Origin of the sequence: uncultured Polaribacter sp. (genome assembly GCF_947497125.1) — a bacterium.
Lineage (GTDB): Bacteria > Bacteroidota > Bacteroidia > Flavobacteriales > Flavobacteriaceae > Polaribacter.
This window is the reverse complement of record NZ_CANMFI010000007.1, coordinates 1-18294: the sequence shown is the minus strand read 5'-3', so window position 1 is coordinate 18294 and position 18294 is coordinate 1. Positions and strand designations below refer to the sequence as shown.

22 protein-coding genes are annotated in these 18294 nt (G+C 30.1%); 21 read left to right on the top strand and 1 reads right to left on the bottom strand.

What is annotated here, in order from left to right:
- The first annotated feature begins 124 nt into the window (after positions 1–124).
- From Q0678_RS10505 to Q0678_RS10405, 21 genes are all read left to right on the top strand, one after another.
- A complete protein-coding gene (locus tag Q0678_RS10505; protein ID WP_299057611.1) occupies positions 125–463 on the top strand; it encodes a PadR family transcriptional regulator in 339 nt (112 codons plus the stop codon).
- A 1-nt stretch (position 464) separates the two neighbouring features.
- Complete coding sequence (locus tag Q0678_RS10500) at positions 465–1118, top strand: hypothetical protein (RefSeq protein ID WP_299057609.1); 654 nt, start codon at positions 465–467, stop codon at positions 1116–1118.
- A gap of 3 nt (positions 1119–1121) precedes the next feature.
- On the top strand, positions 1122–1787 hold the full coding sequence (locus Q0678_RS10495) for a hypothetical protein (protein ID WP_299057607.1): 666 nt from the start codon (positions 1122–1124) through the stop codon (positions 1785–1787).
- A 2-nt stretch (positions 1788–1789) separates the two neighbouring features.
- Complete coding sequence (locus Q0678_RS10490; RefSeq protein ID WP_299057605.1) at positions 1790–2464, top strand: hypothetical protein; 675 nt, start codon at positions 1790–1792, stop codon at positions 2462–2464.
- Positions 2461–3168, top strand: coding sequence for a hypothetical protein (locus Q0678_RS10485; RefSeq protein WP_299057603.1), 708 nt, complete (start codon positions 2461–2463; stop codon positions 3166–3168). The genes Q0678_RS10490 and Q0678_RS10485 overlap by 4 nt, the downstream gene beginning before the upstream one ends.
- Before the next feature lie 202 nt (positions 3169–3370).
- The gene (locus Q0678_RS10480) at positions 3371–4837 is read left to right on the top strand and encodes a DUF5687 family protein (RefSeq protein ID WP_299057601.1); all 1467 of its coding nucleotides are present in this window, start codon (positions 3371–3373) and stop codon (positions 4835–4837) included.
- Positions 4838–4848: 11 nt separating this feature from the next.
- Positions 4849–5544: an ABC transporter ATP-binding protein gene (locus Q0678_RS10475; protein WP_299057599.1), complete on the top strand. Its 696-nt coding sequence runs from the start codon at positions 4849–4851 to the stop codon at positions 5542–5544.
- Between the two features lie 118 nt (positions 5545–5662).
- On the top strand, positions 5663–7900 hold the full coding sequence (locus Q0678_RS10470) for a tetratricopeptide repeat protein (RefSeq protein WP_299057597.1): 2238 nt from the start codon (positions 5663–5665) through the stop codon (positions 7898–7900).
- 43 nt (positions 7901–7943) lie between these two features.
- Positions 7944–8318 carry a polymer-forming cytoskeletal protein gene (locus Q0678_RS10465; protein WP_299057595.1) on the top strand — a complete coding sequence of 125 codons (375 nt, stop codon included), beginning with the start codon at positions 7944–7946 and terminating at the stop codon, positions 8316–8318.
- Complete coding sequence (locus Q0678_RS10460; RefSeq protein ID WP_299057594.1) at positions 8281–8499, top strand: AtpZ/AtpI family protein; 219 nt, start codon at positions 8281–8283, stop codon at positions 8497–8499. Before Q0678_RS10465 ends, Q0678_RS10460 begins: the two co-directional genes overlap by 38 nt.
- Positions 8492–8881 carry a DUF6168 family protein gene (locus Q0678_RS10455; protein WP_299057592.1) on the top strand — a complete coding sequence of 130 codons (390 nt, stop codon included), beginning with the start codon at positions 8492–8494 and terminating at the stop codon, positions 8879–8881. The genes Q0678_RS10460 and Q0678_RS10455 overlap by 8 nt, the downstream gene beginning before the upstream one ends.
- A gap of 77 nt (positions 8882–8958) precedes the next feature.
- On the top strand, positions 8959–10092 hold the full coding sequence (atpB, locus tag Q0678_RS10450; protein ID WP_299057590.1) for a F0F1 ATP synthase subunit A: 1134 nt from the start codon (positions 8959–8961) through the stop codon (positions 10090–10092).
- A 192-nt stretch (positions 10093–10284) separates the two neighbouring features.
- Positions 10285–10473 carry an ATP synthase F0 subunit C gene (atpE, locus tag Q0678_RS10445; RefSeq protein WP_004569351.1) on the top strand — a complete coding sequence of 63 codons (189 nt, stop codon included), beginning with the start codon at positions 10285–10287 and terminating at the stop codon, positions 10471–10473.
- Between the two features lie 91 nt (positions 10474–10564).
- Positions 10565–11065: a F0F1 ATP synthase subunit B gene (locus Q0678_RS10440; protein ID WP_299057589.1), complete on the top strand. Its 501-nt coding sequence runs from the start codon at positions 10565–10567 to the stop codon at positions 11063–11065.
- Positions 11066–11072: 7 nt separating this feature from the next.
- Positions 11073–11630, top strand: coding sequence for an ATP synthase F1 subunit delta (gene atpH, locus Q0678_RS10435; RefSeq protein WP_299057587.1), 558 nt, complete (start codon positions 11073–11075; stop codon positions 11628–11630).
- A gap of 69 nt (positions 11631–11699) precedes the next feature.
- Positions 11700–13277 (top strand): F0F1 ATP synthase subunit alpha, encoded by a 1578-nt coding sequence (gene atpA, locus Q0678_RS10430; protein ID WP_299057585.1) that lies wholly within the window; start codon positions 11700–11702, stop codon positions 13275–13277.
- Between the two features lie 65 nt (positions 13278–13342).
- On the top strand, positions 13343–14215 hold the full coding sequence (gene atpG, locus Q0678_RS10425) for an ATP synthase F1 subunit gamma (protein ID WP_299057583.1): 873 nt from the start codon (positions 13343–13345) through the stop codon (positions 14213–14215).
- A gap of 144 nt (positions 14216–14359) precedes the next feature.
- Positions 14360–14839 (top strand): hypothetical protein, encoded by a 480-nt coding sequence (locus Q0678_RS10420; RefSeq protein WP_299057581.1) that lies wholly within the window; start codon positions 14360–14362, stop codon positions 14837–14839.
- Between the two features lie 99 nt (positions 14840–14938).
- Positions 14939–15880 (top strand): hypothetical protein, encoded by a 942-nt coding sequence (locus tag Q0678_RS10415; RefSeq protein WP_299057579.1) that lies wholly within the window; start codon positions 14939–14941, stop codon positions 15878–15880.
- Positions 15881–16071: 191 nt separating this feature from the next.
- Positions 16072–16824: an SDR family NAD(P)-dependent oxidoreductase gene (locus Q0678_RS10410; RefSeq protein WP_299057577.1), complete on the top strand. Its 753-nt coding sequence runs from the start codon at positions 16072–16074 to the stop codon at positions 16822–16824.
- Positions 16825–17691 (top strand): aldo/keto reductase, encoded by an 867-nt coding sequence (locus Q0678_RS10405; RefSeq protein ID WP_299057574.1) that lies wholly within the window; start codon positions 16825–16827, stop codon positions 17689–17691.
- Positions 17692–17698: 7 nt separating this feature from the next.
- Here Q0678_RS10405 and Q0678_RS10400 read toward each other — a convergent pair whose 3' ends face one another.
- Positions 17699–18046 (bottom strand): tRNA-binding protein, encoded by a 348-nt coding sequence (locus Q0678_RS10400; protein WP_299057573.1) that lies wholly within the window; start codon positions 18044–18046, stop codon positions 17699–17701.
- Positions 18047–18294: the final 248 nt, after the last annotated feature.

Here is an 18294-nt window from a genome sequence, read left to right as displayed (position 1 = left end):
AAATGTCTTTTTAGACAGTCTAAAATGAAGTAATCTATACGTTTAAATTATGGATTGCTTCAGCTAAAAGCTTAGATAAGGTAAGTTACTAGTAAAAACAATTATACGATTACACACCAAAAAAATGGGAAATCAGAAATTATACAAAGGGTCTTTACAAACCATTATTTTAAAATTGTTAGAAAGCAATGATAAAATGTATGGTTACGAAATTACACAACACGTAAAAGAATTAACCAAAGGTGAACTTAAAATAACAGAGGGAGCTTTATACCCTGCTTTACACAAATTAGAAGCCGATGGGTTGCTAGATGTAGAGGTTGCAAAAGTGGGCAATAGATTACGCAAATATTACAAACTAACCGAAAATGGCACCAAAGAAACAGCCAACAAGTTAGAAGAAATGCAAGAGTTTTTAAGAACCATGCAGCAATTGGTGAATCCTAAATTTAGTTTAGAATAAGATGGAATTAACAAAAGAGCAACTCTTACAAATAGATAACTACCTAAAAGAAAAGAAATTCGATTTTATAGATTTAAAAATTGAAGTTTTAGATCATATCATTTCTGATATTGAATCACTTGTAATAAAAGGTTATACTTTTTCTGAGGCATTTATAATGGTAAAAATTAGGTGGGAAAAACACTTTAGAGAAACTTCTAGTTTTTACTTTGGTTTACAGTTTTCTGAATCAAAAATTGTCGTTAAAAAAGCTAAAAAAATATTTAAAAAATATTACTTTATATATTTAGCTACGTACATATTTCCTCTTATTTTATTTAAAAAAATACCTTTTAAAGTTGAAAATCAGATGGGAGAAGCAATTAGCACTCTAACTAGAAGTCTTGCCGTTTTAGCGACAATCTACATCCTTTATATGGTTCTAAAAACAACACAAACTAAAGTAAAATCTACCTATAGGTTTATTCTAAAAACACAATATTTAGGAGTAATTTTTTTAGTTATCCTCACATTTTTAGATAGTATTAATGATAAGGATGGTTTTGTTAACCCTTTGTTTGCGAGCTTTACAGGTGCTGGGTTTAGTGCTTTATTAATCTGCAATCACTTTTACAAAAAACATAAAGAAGCCATATTAAAAAATAGAATTTCATAAACTATGGAATTAACAAAAGAGCAACATTTACAGATAGACAATTATATATTTGCTTGTGGCATAAAATTCTATGATGTTAGAACAGAAATAGTAGATCATTTTGCAAATATTTTAGAACAAAAATTAAATAAAAACCCTGATTTAAATTTTAAAAAAGAAATAGAAAATATCCACAGAAATTTTTCTGATAGAGGTTTTAGCAGACTTTTAAAAGAAAAAACAAAATCGGTACAAAAAAGATTTTTCAAACAATCTTTAAAGAACTTTATTACCTTTTTTAAAGTGCCTAAAATAATTATTGCTGCAGCTTTATTTTATTGCTTACAGCTATTAATGCAACTATTTGATGATAAAGAACTTTACTTTTATGTACTAACTGGTATTGGGTTTTTGTACCTGATCGCTTTTTTAATCAAAAGGAAGGAAAAGAAAAATAAATTTTTAGCTTTAAACTTAAACAATGCCCTTTTTCATATTATACACAATATGATTATATTATTTAATACTTTAACTATTTTTAGAAATAAAGAAAGCTTCACAAACCCATTATACAATAATATTCAGTTAACAATTTATGTAATGCTTATACTCTTATTATGGTCTGTAAATACAGTATATAATCAAAATAAAAAAACAGTAAGAACGCTATATCCTTTAGTTACATTATAAGTATGGAATTAACAAAAGAGCAAATACAATACATAGACCATCGTTTAGAAAACGAAGGGGTAAAATATTGGGACATTCGTTTAGAAATGTTAGACCATGTAGTTTTAGATGTAGAAAAAAGACTTGATTTAGGTGGAAATTTCAAAAATGCGGTAATGAATTCATTTATATTTTTAGGTTGGGATGGTAACTTTGAACAACTAACAAAACAAAGACTATTCTCTATCAATAGTTTTGTGAAAAAACTATATTTTTTAAAAATAAAAAACCTTTTCACAAAATTGAAATCTTTAGTATTTATAATTCTATTTGTAACAACTTATTATATTTTTTACAAGTACTCAAGTTTAAAAGTTTATAAATTAATTACGCTAATAATTTTATTTACACCTATAATTTTTGGTATTATTTCGTATTTATTAGAATTCTCAAAAAGAGGAAAATCAGGACACTTAACCTATAGCAGTTTTTATATTTTTTTCTCTTTCTTAATTTTAAACGGGGTTATTCAGTTTGTAAAACCAGATGGTTTTATCCCTGTATCAAAAGACACACATTTATTTGTTTGGTTTTTAATTACTGTTTTAAATACAATATTTTCTTTTGCAGGCATATTAGTCCATTTAGATACGAGTGAAAAAATTAAAAATATGGAATTGAAATTGAAAAGCATATGAAACTAACAGCATTACAAATAGACAATCTTTACAAATTCACCAGAAAACATTTTGTGTATCATTATGATGTACAGACAGAATTGGTAGACCATTTAGCAAATGATATTGAAGAAATTTGGCAAGCACAGCCACTTTTATCATTTGAAGATGCACGAGATAAATCATTTAAAAAGTTTGGGGTTTTCGGTTTTATGGATGTTGTAGAAGCAAAACAAAAACAAATGAACAAACGTTATAGAAATATAATGTGGCGCTTTTTTAAAGAATGGTTTACTATGCCAAAAATTATAACTACACTAGGTATCTTTTTCCTTTTTTTCTGGGTTTTAAAAATTCCGAACTCTAAATATGTTCTTTTTGGGCTTTTATTAATACTGGCAGTATTCGATTTAACAAAACAAACTATTTCAAGAAAAAAATTAAAAAAGAAAAAAGAAGAGCAAGAAAAAATATTTTTATTAGAAGCAATGATTGGCGATACCAAAAACAGTTTTTCTGGTCTTTTGTATATCAATTTTTTTAACACTGCAAATGCTTTTAAGGTTTCTTTTAGCGATCTAGAAACCCATTGGTTAGTACTACTTTCTTTATCATTAACAATGGTAGTTATTCTATTTTATGTTACTAGTTATTTAATGCCACAAAAAGCAGAAGAGTTATTATTAGAAACCTACCCAGAATATAAGTTGGTAAAAAACTTATAGATTTGGGTTTAAATAAAACCTAAAATTAACTTTCTACTTTTTTAAGATAAATTCTTACCCGTAGAGAAGATAAAATTTAGTAATTTTATAAAACTTCCCCCAAAAAAATAATTGTAAAAATAGGATAAAGAGAAACAAATTCATTTTCAATGTTTTATCAAAAGAATACGTTATTAAACAAATAAACTAACATACAAAACTTATGGTTTTACATTTTTTAAAATTAGAATGGAAACAATTTTTTCGTTCTGCTGCATTTGGTAAAAGTATTGGTGTAAAAATACTTTTAGCCTTTTTTGCACTCTACTTTGTTTTAATGTTTACAGGTTTTGGCATTGGCGGATTTTATCTACTAAAAAAACAATACCCAACTAAAGACCCGTTATTTCTTGTAAATAGTTTTTTACTTTTTGCAATAACAGCAGATTTAATTTTTAGATACCTTATGCAAAATTTACCGGTATTAAACATTAAACCGCTATTAGTTTTATCGATAAAAAAGAACAACATAGTACATTTTGTATTGGCAAAATCGGCCTGCTCATTCTTTAACATCATGAGCCTGTTTTTTTATGTGCCTTTTTCGTTTGTATTAATAAAAGAAGGGTATCATACAAATGGTGTCTTAGGTTGGTTATTCCTGATGTTTTTACTCATACAATCTGCTAATTTTTTAAATTTTTTAATCAATAAAAGTAACATTGCATTTAGTGTTTTGTTAACCATAATAATTGGTGGATTTTTAATTCAATATTACAATGTATTCAACATTCATCAGTTTGTTGGGCAAGGTTTTAATTTTGTATACCAAAACCCAAGCTATAGTGTATTAGGCGTTATTTTACTAGTAATACTGTACATTTTAAATTTTAAGAAATTAAAAAGCGAAGCTTATTTAGATGAAGCAATTGCTACAAAAGTAAAAGAAGCAAACTCGTCAGATTTATCTTGGACAGAGAAACTAGGCGATGTAGCGCCATTTATTAAAAACGATTTACGTTTAATGTGGAGAAATAAACGCACAAAATCTTCTATCTGGATGTTAGCTATGGGCCTATTATATGGTTTGTTTTTCTATCCAAACCCAATGTATTCAAAAATGAATTTTATGCCTGTTTTAGTCGGTATCTTTTCTACAGGTGCTTTTCTAATCAATTTTGGTCAGTTTATACCTGCCTGGGACAGCAGTTATTACAACATGTTAATGAGTCAGAATTTTAAATACGAACGTTATTTAAAATCGAAATTTACAATTATGACTATTAGTGTTTTACTGCTTTTTGTGCTAGGCATACCTTACGTTTACTTTGGATGGAAAATTTTAGCGGTACACTTTGCTGCCATGATTTATAACATTGGTGTAAACACGCATGTAATTTTATACGGAGGTACTTTTAACAGAAAGAAAATAAATTTAGATGAAAAAGCGGCTTTTAATTTTCAGGGAACTGGTGCAGTACAATGGCTAATTGGGTTGCCTCTAATGATTTTACCAATGGGATTATTCGCATTAATTAATTATTTAGTAAGTTTTGAAATTGCTACCGTTACTTTGGGTATTTTAGGGCTTATTGGCATTGCTTTTCATCAAAAATTAATGGCTACAATTACAAAAAAATACATTGCAAATAAATACGTAATGATTCATGCATTTAAACAAGAAAACTAAGAAAAAATAGAATGATACAAACAACACAACTTTCAAAAAAATACGGACAAACTGCTGTTTTACAGATCGATGCATTAGAAATTCCGAAAGGGCAATCTTTTGGGTTGGTTGGTAATAATGGTGCCGGAAAAACAACCTATTTTAACCTATTATTAGACTTAATTAGACCAACAACAGGCTCGGTTATAAATCATGAAATTCAAGTAAACCAAAGCGAAGCTTGGAAAAACTTTACCGGTTCTTTTATTGATGAATCTTTTTTGATAGGTTACTTAACACCCGAAGAATATTTTGAGTTTATAGGTGATTTACGAGGGATGAATAAAGCAGATGTAACCAGTTTTGTAGCAAAATTTGAGGAGTTTTTTAATGGTGAAATTATCGGGAAAAAGAAATATTTAAGAGATTTAAGTAAGGGAAATCAGAAAAAAGCAGGAATTATAGCAGCACTGATTGGCAATCCTAAGGTAGTAATTTTAGATGAACCTTTTGCCAACCTAGATCCTACAACACAAATTCGCTTAAAAAAGATTTTAAAAGAATTAACAGAAAACAAAGAAATTACCCTGTTGGTTTCTAGTCACGATTTAAGTCATGTAACCGAAGTTTGCGAACGAATAGTAGTGTTAGATAAAGGAAACGTAGTAAAAGATATTGAAACATCTGCAGCAACTTTACAAGAATTAGAAAGCTATTTTTCTATATAAGTATTAGGTTCTTAATTTATTACTATTTTTACATTCTTATTTATACTTTTTTACACAAAAAAGAGTTTTAAATAAGAGTTTTTTATTTTATTAGCCTTTAAAAAAAGTTACCTAGCAAATGTTTATTTCCTCGAAATACATCTCAAAAATACTATTTATTATTACTGTTTCTGTGCTTTTACTTGCCTGTAAAACAAACAAAGACACAATAGTTAGTAGAAATTACCATGCATTAACCACAAAGTTTAATGTGTTATTTAATGGTAAAGAAGCTTTTAATGAAGGTGTAGAAAAGATAAACAACGATTATAAAGACGATTGGTTTGCACAATTACCAATAGAGCCTATTAAATTTGATGAAGATAAAATTGTTATCAAAAGCACATCAACTACTATGGGTAGTGGTTTTGGTGATACAGATACCGCTGCAGAAGAAAACAAAACACCTTTTGATATTGCAGAAGAAAAAGCTGTAAAAGCCATTCAAAAACATGGTATGAATATTAATGGTATCGAGCGAAATAGCCAAATTGATGACGCTTATCTTTTATTGGGTAAAGCAAGGTATTACGATCAACGTTTTATACCGGCAATCGAAGCATTTAATTATGTAATTACTAATTACCCAAACGCAAGTTTAATAGAGGAAACAAAAATTTGGAGAGCAAAGGCAAATATTAGAATAGACAATGAAGAATTTGCAATAGAATCTTTGAAATTGCTATTAAAAGTAAAAGATACTCTAGAAACTTTATTACCAGACGCCATAAAAGAACAAGGTTATACTGCATTGGCAATGGCTTATGTAAAAGCAGATAGTTTAGATATGGCTAAAAAAAGCCTAATTAGAGCAACAAAAACCTTACAAAATAAAAATCAAGGAGCCAGAAATTTATTCATTCTTGGGCAATTATATCATCAAGAAAATAAGAAGGATTCTGCATTGCTATATTTAAATAAATTAATCGACTTTAAAAAAGCGCCCTACAAGTATAAAATGAATGCTTATGCAGCTTTGGCAAAAAATATTACTTCAGATTCTGTTGCTAACATAACATTACAAAGACTGCAAAAGCTAACAAAAGAAAGAGAAAATAGGGCATATTTAGATGCTTTGTATTACCAAATTGGTTCGTTATACGAAAATACCGACAGTATAAATTTAGCTGTAAACTACTACAATAAATCGCTTAGAGCATTATCTGGTAGTGATAAACAAAAAACATATACTTTCGAAAAATTAGCCAACATTAACTTTAAGAATTCTAATTATATTAATGCAAGTGCATATTTTGATAGTATTTTATCGATCTCTAAAGACACTTTAAATCTTAGAATTAGAAGAATAAAAAGAAAGCACAAAAATTTAGCATCTCTTATTAGCTTCGAAAAAATAGTTATTAAAAATGATAGTATTATTAAAATTGCCTCTTTAACCGATGCTGATAAAGAAACTTATTTTAAAGACTACATAGAGAATTTAAAAAAGAAAGACGAAGAAGCTGCGCAATTAAAACTTAATCAACAAGCTTTTGGAGCAAGTTTTGGGGCAAATTCCTTAAAAGCTAACAAAAAAGGAAAATGGTATTTCTACAACAGCCAATCATTAGATTTTGGAAAGACAGAGTTTAATAAAATATGGGGAAACAGAGCTCTTGAAGATGGATGGAGATGGGCTTCTAAAAGAGTTATTAATAATACAAATAGCGATACCGCAAAAACCGAAAAGGTTAATTTACGATATAATTTAGAAACTTACATCAATACAATACCTACGAGGAAAGGAGCTATTGATACCTTAAAATTAGATAGAAACAATGCTTTGTATGAAGCCGGAATTATCTATAAAGAACAGTTTAAAGACCCTAAACTAGCTGTAAAAAGATTAGAAAGAGTAGCAAGTTTAAATCCTAAAGAAGATTTAATACTGCCTATCAACTGGCATTTATACAACCTTTACCTAAACAATGACAGTAATAATGAAGAAGCATTAAAATATAAGAACTTTATTTTAACAACGTATCCAAAGACAAAATTTGCTCAAATTATTAATAATCCTAACACAACGTTTAAAGAAGAAACGTCTGTTAATCAATTAGAAGAAACTTATAAAGAAATTTATTACCTCTTTAAAGAGTATAAGTTTGAAGAAACTGTAGCCGCAATAAATAAACTACTGCCCTCTATACAAGGTTCTAAATTATTACCTAAATTCGAGCTTTTAAAAGCTTTTGCTATTGGTAAATTTCAGAATAAAGAAAGTTACGAAGCAGCATTACAATTTGTGGCTGTAAATTACGGCAGCACAGAAGAAGGAAAAAAAGCAAAAGAAATACAAAAACAATTAAAAAAATAATATGTTTAGTGCTAAAGAAAATAATACACAGAAAAATAAAGTTATGGAAAGAAACGTGATTGCAAAAAATACGACAATAATTGGAGACATTAAATCTGAAGGAGATTTTAGAATAGACGGAACTCTAGAAGGATCTTTAATAACAAAAGGAAGAGTTATTATTGGGACAGATGGTGTTGTTAAAGGTAAAATTGATAGTACAAACACAGATATTGAAGGCACTTTTTCTGGAGAACTATTGGCAAATAACACTTTAACAATAAAAGCAAGTGCAAACATTACAGGCGATGTTATTATTGGAAAACTTTCTGTAGAACCAGGCGCATCTTTTAATGCAACTTGTGCAATGAAAGGCACCATAAAAGAATTAAATACCGGAAATGAAGCAAAAAAAGCCTCAGAAAAAACCGCTTCATAAAGCAATTGCATTATCTGGTGCAGGTTTGCAAATGGGCGTTACTATTTATGCAGGATTTTTATTAGGAAAATGGTTAGATAGTAAGTTTTTAACTAGTTTTTTAACCGAAACAATAACGCTAATTGCTATTTTTTTATCTATGTATTTACTGATAAAACAAGCGAATAAAATTAATGACTAAAAAAATAATTATTGTTCTTTTTGTTTTTTTAAGTATTGGTTATTTTGGCTATTTAGGTCATTTGATGCTTTTAAACAACATAGAAGTAACGCTGCCTTTTTCATTAAAAAAATTATACCTCTTTCACGCAGGGTTTTCGACTCTTGTAGGTATCAATATCATTTTAATTTCTAAAATAAAAAAAGTTTTAGAGCAAATTGGCTTTATTTATTTAGGAAGTTTATTTATAAAAATAATGTTATTTATTGCCGCCTTTTATCCAACTATAACCTCCGAAGAAAAAAGCAGTCTCATTATTAAATTATCGATCTTAATACCTACATTTTTATTTTTATTGATAGAGCTACTTTTTGTTGTAAAATTCCTAAAGAGAAAACTGTGATTTTTTTCAAAAAAAAAAGTTTGTGTTTTTGATTTATTGCTTACATTTGCACCGAATTTAGAAAGCGTATTTTTACAATGAAGATTGCACAAAAAACAATCAAGTTTCTTATAATAGCGGTTATAGCCGTTATTTCAACGACAACTTTTGCATCAGAAGCAGACAAAAAGAACCCTTCACAAAAAGATGGTGGCGAAGTAAATACTCCGACTGAAGTAAAAGCTTACATTCAACATCACCTTAAAGATTCGCACGATTTTACTTTCTTTTCTTATACATCAGAAGAAGGAGAAAGAAAACATTTTGGTTTTCCATTACCAGTGGTTTTATGGACAAGCAAAGGAATTGTGACTTTTATGTCTTCAGAATTTCATCACAATGATGATGGCCATGTTCTTGTAGAAAAAAATGGCTTAAAATTCGCAAAAATACATTCTAAAATTTACGAATTAGACAGTAGTGCTGCAACAGTTTCTTTTGATGAAACTCACCATGCAACAAATGCTAAAAAAATATTAGACTTTTCTATAACAAAATCTGTTGTAGGTATTTTATTAGCTAGTTTGTTAATCTTTTTCGCTTTTACTAAGCTAGCGAAACAATACAAAAAAAGAGAAATTCCTAAAGGATTTGGACGTGTTTTAGAGCCTTTAGTAATTTATGTTAGAGATGAAATAGCAAGACCAAATATTGGTGAGAAAAAGCACAAAAAATTTATGCCTTTTTTATTAACGGTATTCTTTTTTATATGGCTTTTAAATCTTTTAGGATTAACTCCGTTAGGATTCAACGTAACAGGGCAAATTGCTGTAACAGTTTGTTTGGCTTTGTTAACAATGATTATCTACATTACAAACGGATCTAAAGATTTTTGGGCACACACCTTGTGGATGCCAGGTGTTCCTTACATTTTAAGACCAGTTTTAGCCGTAATAGAATTGGTTGGATTTATTGTAATTAAGCCATTCTCTTTACTAGTTCGTTTGTTTGCAAACATAACTGCAGGCCATTTTGTGGTAATGAGTTTAATTGCATTAATGATTACAATGAAAGAAGCTTTTGGCCCAGTAGCCTCTACAGGAATGTCTTTAGTACTTGCATTGTTTATTATGGTTATTGAAATTTTAGTAGCTTTTTTACAAGCATTTATATTTACAATGTTGTCTTCTTTATTTATAGGGATGGCAGTAGAAGAGCACGAGCATCATTAGTGAAACTCAAAATCTATGATTTTGTAAGTTGAACTAATTCCGATGAAAATCGGAATATTATCAAAAGTAAAAAGTTGTTTTTGATATCTCCGATGAAAATCGGAATCTAACAAAAGTTAGAAAGTCTTCCGAAGGGAAGCAAATAAAAGAGAATTAGAGTTTGTTTAATTAATATATTTAAAATCAATTAGTATGTACAATTTAATTGGAGCAGGATTAATCGTAATCGGTGGTGGAATCGGACTAGGTCAAATTGGTGGTAAAGCAATGGAAGGTATTGCTAGACAACCAGAAGCAGCTGGAAAAATTCAAACTGCAATGATCATCATTGGAGCCTTATTAGAAGGTTTAGCATTTGGTGCATTAATCTTAGGGAAATAATTCCCAAAAAAGACAAAAACACTTTTCTGTAACGGTTGGTTACAGAAAGTGTTTTTAAATTAAACAAAAACAATATAAAAGCCATATAAAAATGGAAACTTTATTAAACGATTTTTCGCCAGGGTTGTTCTTTATGCAACTATTAATTCTAGTAATACTAATTGTATTATTAGCTAAATTTGCTTGGAAACCTATTTTAACCTCTTTAGATGAAAGAGAATCTGGTATCGAAGATGCATTATCTGCTGCAGAAAATGCACGTAAAGAAATGCAAAACCTACAAGCAGACAATGCTAAGTTGGTAAAAGAAGCGAGAGCAGAGCGAGAGGCAATGATGAAAGAAGCTAGAGATGTTAGAGATGCTATGATTGCAGAAGCAAAAGAAGATGCAAAAGAAGTAACAGCTGCATTAATAGAAAAAGCACAAGCCTCTATTAACCAAGAAAAGCAAGCCGCTTTAGCAGAAATTAAAAAGAATGTTGCAGAACTATCTATAGGTATTGCAGAATCTGTAATTAAAAAAGAATTATCTAATAAGAAAGATCAGCTAGAATTGGTTGAAGGTATCTTAAAAGATGTTACTTTAAACTAAGTCAGGCATGAAAGACGCAAGAGCAGCAATACGTTATGCAAAGGCAATCTTAAACCTTGCGAAAGACTCTAAAGAAGAAGATTTGGTAAATAACGATATGTTATTAATAGCAAATACAATTTCTGAAAATGATGAGTTTGAAGTAATGTTAAGAAGTCCGATTGTAAAATCGTCTGACAAAATAAAAGTTTTAAACGCTATCTTTAGCGATAAAATAAACAACATTACGCTTGGCTTGTTTCATTTATTACAAGACAATAAGAGAATAGCAATGTTGCAAGCTATTGCAAAGCAGTTTGCAATTATTTATGATTTTGATAAACGTACTCAAGTAGCCAAAGTAACTACTGCCGTTCCTTTATCAGAAGAAATAGAAGCACAAGTATTGGCTAAAATAGTAGCTTTAACCGGTGAAAAAGCCAATCTAGAAAACGAAATAAATCCAGCTATTTTAGGTGGTTTTATTTTACGAGTTGGAGATGTACAGTATGATGCTAGTATTTCTAACTATTTAAACGAATTGAAAAAGGAATTTGACAACAGTCATTACATTCCAAAAATATAAAAAAGCTATAAGCTCGAAGCTATATGCCCAAGTATATAGTCTAAAGCCTAAAGTCTAAAGCAATTAAAAATGGCAAGTATTAAACCAGCTGAAGTATCAGCAATTTTAAAGCAACAGTTAACAAATTTTGAGGCAAAAGCTACTTTAAACGAAGTAGGAACTGTTTTACAAGTAGGTGATGGTATCGCACGTGTTTACGGTCTGTCTAATGTTCAATACGGAGAACTAGTAGAATTCGAAAACGGATTAGAAGGTATCGTATTAAACTTAGAAGAAGACAATGCAGGTGTTGTATTGTTAGGTGCTTCTACATCAATTAAAGAAGGTTCTACCGTAAAACGTACAGAACGTATTGCTTCTTTAAGAGCTGGTGAAGGAATTGTAGGACGTGTTGTAGATACTTTAGGAAGCCCAATCGATGGTAAAGGACCTATTGAAGGTACAACTTACGAAATGCCTTTAGAGCGTAGAGCTCCTGGAGTTATTTATCGTGAGCCTGTAACAGAACCATTACAGACAGGTATTAAATCTATTGATGCTATGATTCCTGTAGGTAGAGGTCAACGTGAGTTGATTATTGGAGACCGTCAAACAGGAAAGTCTACCGTTGCTATTGATACTATTTTAAATCAGAAAGAATTTTTTGATGCTGGCGAGCCAGTATATTGTATTTATGTAGCTATCGGACAAAAAGCTTCTACCGTTGCAGCAATTGCAAACATGTTAGAAGAAAAAGGTGCTTTAGCATACACTACAATTGTAGCAGCAAATGCATCAGACCCTGCAGCAATGCAAGTATATGCACCATTTGCTGGAGCAGCAATTGGAGAATACTTTAGAGATTCTGGAAGACCTGCTTTAATTATTTATGATGATTTATCAAAGCAAGCAGTTGCTTACCGTGAAATTTCTTTATTATTAAGAAGACCTCCAGGACGTGAGGCATATCCTGGTGATGTATTTTATTTACACTCAAGATTATTAGAAAGAGCTGCAAAAGTTATTAATGATGACAAGATTGCTAGTGAAATGAACGATTTACCAGATTCTTTAAAAGGAATTGTAAAAGGTGGAGGTTCTTTAACTGCATTGCCAATTATTGAAACACAAGCAGGAGATGTATCTGCATACATACCAACAAACGTAATATCTATTACTGATGGACAAATTTTCTTAGATGGAGATTTATTTAACTCTGGTGTTCGTCCAGCAATTAACGTAGGTATTTCTGTATCTCGTGTTGGTGGTAATGCACAGATAAAAGCAATGAAAAAAGTATCTGGTACTTTAAAACTAGATCAAGCACAATATAGAGAATTAGAGGCATTTGCTAAGTTTGGATCTGATTTAGATGCAGCAACAATGAGTGTAATTTCTAAAGGACAACGTAATGTTGAAATTTTAAAACAAGCACAAAACGATCCTTATTCTGTAGAAGACCAAGTAGCAATTATTTATGCAGGTTCTAAAAACTTGTTAAAAGATGTGCCTGTAGAGCAAGTTAAAAAATTCGAAAGAGATTATATCGATTTCTTAAACGCAAAACATAGAGATACTTTAGATGTATTAAAGTCTGGTAAATTAACCGACGAGGCTATTGCTGTTTTAGAAGCGGCTGCTAAAAAGATTTCTACTCATTTTAATTAGTAGTTAAGTTTTAGTAGTTAGGCATCGCTTAACTACTAATTACTATCAACTAATAACTAATAAATATGGCAAACTTAAAAGAAATACGTAATAGAATAACCTCTATTAAATCGACAATGCAGATTACATCTGCCATGAAAATGGTATCTGCTGCAAAGTTAAAAAAAGCGCAAGATGCAATTACGGCAATGAGACCGTATTCTTCTAAACTAACTGAGTTATTGCAGAATTTAAGTGCAACCTTAGATAGTGATAGTAATGCTGGTGGTAACTACTCTGAACAAAGAGAAGTCTCTAAAGTGCTTATAGTTGCTATAACTTCTAACAGAGGTTTGTGTGGTGGTTTTAATTCATCGATTACTAAAAAAGTAATACAAACTGTACAAGAAAAATATAGCAACGTAGACGTTGATATCTATGCAATTGGTAAAAAAGGGAACGATATTTTATCGAAGAAATACAACGTTATTGCTACCAAAAATGAACTATTTGACAATTTAACGTTTGATAATGTTTCTGAAATTGCAGAAAGCTTAATGGCAATGTATGCAGACGGAACGTATGATAAAATAGAAGTTATTTACAATCAGTTTAAAAACGCTGCTACGCAAATTACACAAGTAGAGCAATTTTTACCAATTAAACCGATAGAAAATACAACGGATGCTGCAGTAAATTCTGATTATATTTTTGAACCTTCGAAATTAGAAATTATAGAGGCTTTGATACCTAAATCTTTAAAGACTCAATTGTATAAATCTATTAGAGATAGTTTTGCATCAGAACATGGTGCGCGTATGACGGCAATGCACAAAGCAACCGACAATGCAACAGAGTTAAGAGACGAGTTGTTATTAACATATAACAAAGCAAGACAAGCAGCTATTACCAACGAAATTTTAGAAATTGTTGGTGGTGCGGAAGCACTAAATAATTAAACGGAGTTTTTTACGAAGTTAGATTGTTAAAAGGTGCGGAAGCACTTAATAATTAAACGGAGTTAAATTATAAAAATATAAAGCGAACCAATTAGGTTCGCTTTTTTTATATATTGGCATATTGTTTGACTTAATTTATGAAAAATGAAAACCATAAAAACTTTATCAATCCTATTAATCCTTACTAGTTTTATACAGTGTAAAAGTATAAAGTTCAGCAAAAATCCACCATTTAAAATTACCAATGCAACCTATGAAAATTGGACTGGTGGTGTGCCTGGTGTTTCTGGTACTAACGTAAAAATTTACTATTCATCTAACACAGAAATTAAATTTGATCAAATTTACTATGCAAATAAAATAGTAACACTAGAAGTTAAAAAAACACTTGATAGCAAAGTGATAGTTGGTTATTTTAATACATCAACAAATAAAAAAGAACTAATTTTACATTCAAATTCAACAAAAGAAATAAAGAATAGCATACCAGAAATAAAAGAATTCCCTTTTCAATTAAAAGAAAACCAAGCTGTAATTAGTTATTACGTTGGTAAAAAAATAAATTATTTTAAGATTAAAGACCTTCAAAAACAAAACGGAGAAACGTATCCTAAAATAAAATAATCAGAAAATATAAATTTAAAAACCACGCTAAAATGAGTGGTTTTTTAAGTTTGGCACGCATTTTGAAATTACATAAGCAACACCATAAAACACAAGCTTATGAAACTTACAAAACTACTTTTATCAATATTATTTACAGTGGTAGTATTTAATGCTTGTACTACCGTTTACGATGTTAATTTTCAAGATGAATATGAACAAGAAGTTGCCTTAAATAATTTGGTAACTGATTTCGATGTATGGTATGTAGACTATCACAGAACTACTGGTAACGGAGATATTCCTTACCTATCTAGAGCTTTTACAATCTCTTTTTTAAACGGAACTTTATATGCAAACAATAATATTGCAGATATTGGCAGAACAGGTAATGGTTTTGGTATTGATGTTGGTACTTACAATACATTTAACGGCATACTAGAAACTAACCACGATTTAGATGGCGCAAATGATTTTGAAGTTACCGTTCTTTCGAATAACGAAATTAGGTTGTATAACTACAGAGAAAATGTAAATTATTACTTAATTGGATATCAAATAAACGAGTTTGATTACGATAAACTATTTTACGAAAACATAGAATATTTTTTACAAGAATATGAAGCTTGGGAAAAAACAACCACAAATGGTGGTGTGCCAAATATATTTGATGCGGAAAATTACTTAGCTTTTACACCAGAAAATATAACTACATTTTACAGCTCTGAAAACGCATTTAACACCCCTATAGATTTAATTGACTGGAACTATATTGGTGGTTATGAAGTGTTTGATGTAACTGGCTATGAAGACCTTAAAATTTTATCTTTAAGTTACGATAATGGTTACATTGAAGAGTTTGAGTTGAGTATTTTAAACGATCAAACCATAGAATTATTTAGCCTAAATTCTGAAACGATCTATGTTTTTGAAGGCAAAGGATTTATTCAATATTTAAAAGGAGCAGAAATAAAAAAAGAAGCAAAAGATATTGTAAGGAATGAAGGAAGAAAACGAACTAAAGTAGAAAGAAAGATTAAAAATAGAAGAAATTTAAAATAAAGTTTGGTTAGTTGATTGTTCAGTTGAGAGAAACTCAATTGAAAAGAAAACCGCTCTTAATCGAGCGGTTTTTTGTTGTTGATAATTTATAAATAAATAAGATACTTTTAAAAGGGCTTACCATCTTGTTTTTATACATTTATAGAAGTGAACAAAAAACAAAATAAGAGTAAAATTTGTCTATCAAAACCATGAAACAAACAGCATTTATAACCGGCGCAACCTCTGGAATTGGAAAAGCAACTGCAGAAATATTTGCAAAAAATAATATTCGTTTAATTCTTTGTGGCCGAAGAAAAGAACGTTTGCAAGAACTTCAAAAAGAATTAGGGCAATTTACAGAAGTAACTACCCTACAATTCGATGTAAGCAACAAAGAAGCTGTTTTTACAGCAATCAATTCTCTGCCAGAAAATTTTAGCAATATCGATATCTTAATAAATAATGCTGGTAATGCTCACGGATTTTCTACCATACAAAATGGTAGCATAGATGATTGGGATGCTATGATTGATATTAATGTAAAAGGGCTCTTATACGTTTCTAAAGCAATCATACCAAAAATGACAGAAAAAAACCATGGTTTTATAGTAAATATTGGCTCTATAGCGGCAAAAGATGTCTATGCAAACGGCAATGTTTATTGCGCTTCTAAACACGCCGTAAACGCGCTAAACAAAGCCATGCGAATCGACTTAAACAAGTATAACATTCGTGTTTCTGCCATTCATCCTGGTGCTGTAGAAACAGCTTTTTCTGATATACGTTTTAAAGGTGATACAGAAAAAGCAAAATCAGTTTATGCTGGTTATAAAGCTTTGCAAGCTGCAGATATTGCAGATATTATTCATTTTGTAATTACCAGACCTTATCATGTAAATATTGAAGATTTAGTAGTGTATCCAACAGCACAAGCAACACCAACAATTTTAAATAGAAAATAAATGAAAATAGCTTCTAAAATAATTATCGGATGTATGTCTTGGGGAAGTTGGGGAAAACAATTTTCTACAAAAGAACAAGCAGAAATGATTCGGTTTTGTGTTGATAATGGAAACACAATTTTTGATCATGCAGATATTTATGGCGATTACACCACAGAAGCAGATTTTGGAAAAGGCTTGGCTGAAAGCGGTATCCAAAGAAAAAATATTCAATTAATATCTAAATGCGGAATTCAGTTACATGCAGGCATCAGAAAAAATGTTGTAAAACATTATCAATATGATAAAAAGTATATAATTGATAGTGTAGAACAATCTTTAAAAAATTTAAAAACAGGGTATATAGACACCTATTTACTGCACAGACCAAGTCCGTTAATACAACCAGATGAAATTGCCGAAGCAATTACAACACTAAAAGATAGTGGTAAAATTCTTAATTTTGGAGTTTCTAACTTTACACCGACTCAAGTTAATTTACTTTCAGAGAAGATTAATATTTCTGCAAATCAGGTAGAGTTTTCTTTAACAAACCCTGTAGCAATGAACAATGGCTCTTTAGATTTAATGTTACAAAAAAACATACAACCAATGAGCTGGAGCCCTTTAGGAAGTGTTTTTAGAGAAGAAAATGAGCAGACTAAGCGCATAAAAAAAGTCTTAAAAGAAATGTCTGAAAAATATGCAGTTAGTAGCGATGTTCTATTATTAAGTTGGATTTTAAAGCATCCTGCCAAAATATCTCCGGTAATTGGAACCACTAACAAAGAAAGAATTTTAAATGCAAATAAAGCGTTAGAGATCAATCTAGAAACTAAAGATTGGTTTCTACTTTTAGAAGCAAGTAATGGTTATGAAGTTGCCTAAAATTAAATTACCCTATTTTTAAACCGTTTTTAATACTTTTTTCGGGTTGTATAAGCGTTACTTCTTTATCATCGCCAAGTGCTCCTAACACCAAACACTCGCTCATAATATTAGCAATCTGCTTCGGTGGAAAATTTAATACAGCAATTACTTGTTTGCCTATTAGCATTTCTGGGGTATATAATGTAGTTATTTGAGCAGATGTTTTTCGAATACCATATTCGCCAAAATCTACCATCATTTTATAAGCAGGCTTTTTTACTTGTTTAAAAAACTCTGCAGAGATAATAGTGCCTACTCTCATTTCGATTTTAGCAAAGTCGCTCCAACTAATTTTATCATTAATTAATTTCATTTGATTTTTTGATGTTTAATTTCTTGCTTCTAATATATGATATCTTACTTACTCCTCTATCATTTATTTCAATTGTAATTTCAGAAGAAGTCTCATAACAGTGAGAAACAGAAAAGGGACTAGATGATAGAGATTAGAGTCTAGACTCTAGAAACTAGACAAACAAAATCAGCTTTATGAGATTTCTCGTTAACACTCGAAATGACAGAACTAACTGAAATACATACCCTGTCACTTCGACAATAGGA

Excerpts from the sequence above, each read along its gene's own strand:
- Q0678_RS10505 (WP_299057611.1), top strand. The coding sequence starts at position 125 with ATGGGAAATCAGAAATTATACAAAGGGTCTTTACAAACCATTATTTTA.
- Q0678_RS10495 (WP_299057607.1), top strand. The coding sequence starts at position 1,122 with ATGGAATTAACAAAAGAGCAACATTTACAGATAGACAATTATATATTT.
- Q0678_RS10485 (WP_299057603.1), top strand. The coding sequence starts at position 2,461 with ATGAAACTAACAGCATTACAAATAGACAATCTTTACAAATTCACCAGA.
- Q0678_RS10420 (WP_299057581.1), top strand. The coding sequence starts at position 14,360 with ATGAAAACCATAAAAACTTTATCAATCCTATTAATCCTTACTAGTTTT.
- Q0678_RS10460 (WP_299057594.1), top strand. The coding sequence starts at position 8,281 with ATGAAGCAAAAAAAGCCTCAGAAAAAACCGCTTCATAAAGCAATTGCA.
- Q0678_RS10480 (WP_299057601.1), top strand. The coding sequence starts at position 3,371 with ATGGTTTTACATTTTTTAAAATTAGAATGGAAACAATTTTTTCGTTCT.
- Q0678_RS10415 (WP_299057579.1), top strand. The coding sequence starts at position 14,939 with ATGAAACTTACAAAACTACTTTTATCAATATTATTTACAGTGGTAGTA.
- Q0678_RS10400 (WP_299057573.1), bottom strand. The coding sequence starts at position 18,046 with ATGAAATTAATTAATGATAAAATTAGTTGGAGCGACTTTGCTAAAATC.
- Q0678_RS10475 (WP_299057599.1), top strand. The coding sequence starts at position 4,849 with ATGATACAAACAACACAACTTTCAAAAAAATACGGACAAACTGCTGTT.
- atpH (WP_299057587.1), top strand. The coding sequence starts at position 11,073 with ATGAAAGACGCAAGAGCAGCAATACGTTATGCAAAGGCAATCTTAAAC.
- Q0678_RS10500 (WP_299057609.1), top strand. The coding sequence starts at position 465 with ATGGAATTAACAAAAGAGCAACTCTTACAAATAGATAACTACCTAAAA.
- Q0678_RS10405 (WP_299057574.1), top strand. The coding sequence starts at position 16,825 with ATGAAAATAGCTTCTAAAATAATTATCGGATGTATGTCTTGGGGAAGT.
- Q0678_RS10465 (WP_299057595.1), top strand. The coding sequence starts at position 7,944 with ATGGAAAGAAACGTGATTGCAAAAAATACGACAATAATTGGAGACATT.
- Q0678_RS10455 (WP_299057592.1), top strand. The coding sequence starts at position 8,492 with ATGACTAAAAAAATAATTATTGTTCTTTTTGTTTTTTTAAGTATTGGT.
- atpG (WP_299057583.1), top strand. The coding sequence starts at position 13,343 with ATGGCAAACTTAAAAGAAATACGTAATAGAATAACCTCTATTAAATCG.
- atpE (WP_004569351.1), top strand. The coding sequence starts at position 10,285 with ATGTACAATTTAATTGGAGCAGGATTAATCGTAATCGGTGGTGGAATC.
- atpA (WP_299057585.1), top strand. The coding sequence starts at position 11,700 with ATGGCAAGTATTAAACCAGCTGAAGTATCAGCAATTTTAAAGCAACAG.
- atpB (WP_299057590.1), top strand. The coding sequence starts at position 8,959 with ATGAAGATTGCACAAAAAACAATCAAGTTTCTTATAATAGCGGTTATA.
- Q0678_RS10440 (WP_299057589.1), top strand. The coding sequence starts at position 10,565 with ATGGAAACTTTATTAAACGATTTTTCGCCAGGGTTGTTCTTTATGCAA.
- Q0678_RS10410 (WP_299057577.1), top strand. The coding sequence starts at position 16,072 with ATGAAACAAACAGCATTTATAACCGGCGCAACCTCTGGAATTGGAAAA.
- Q0678_RS10470 (WP_299057597.1), top strand. The coding sequence starts at position 5,663 with ATGTTTATTTCCTCGAAATACATCTCAAAAATACTATTTATTATTACT.
- Q0678_RS10490 (WP_299057605.1), top strand. The coding sequence starts at position 1,790 with ATGGAATTAACAAAAGAGCAAATACAATACATAGACCATCGTTTAGAA.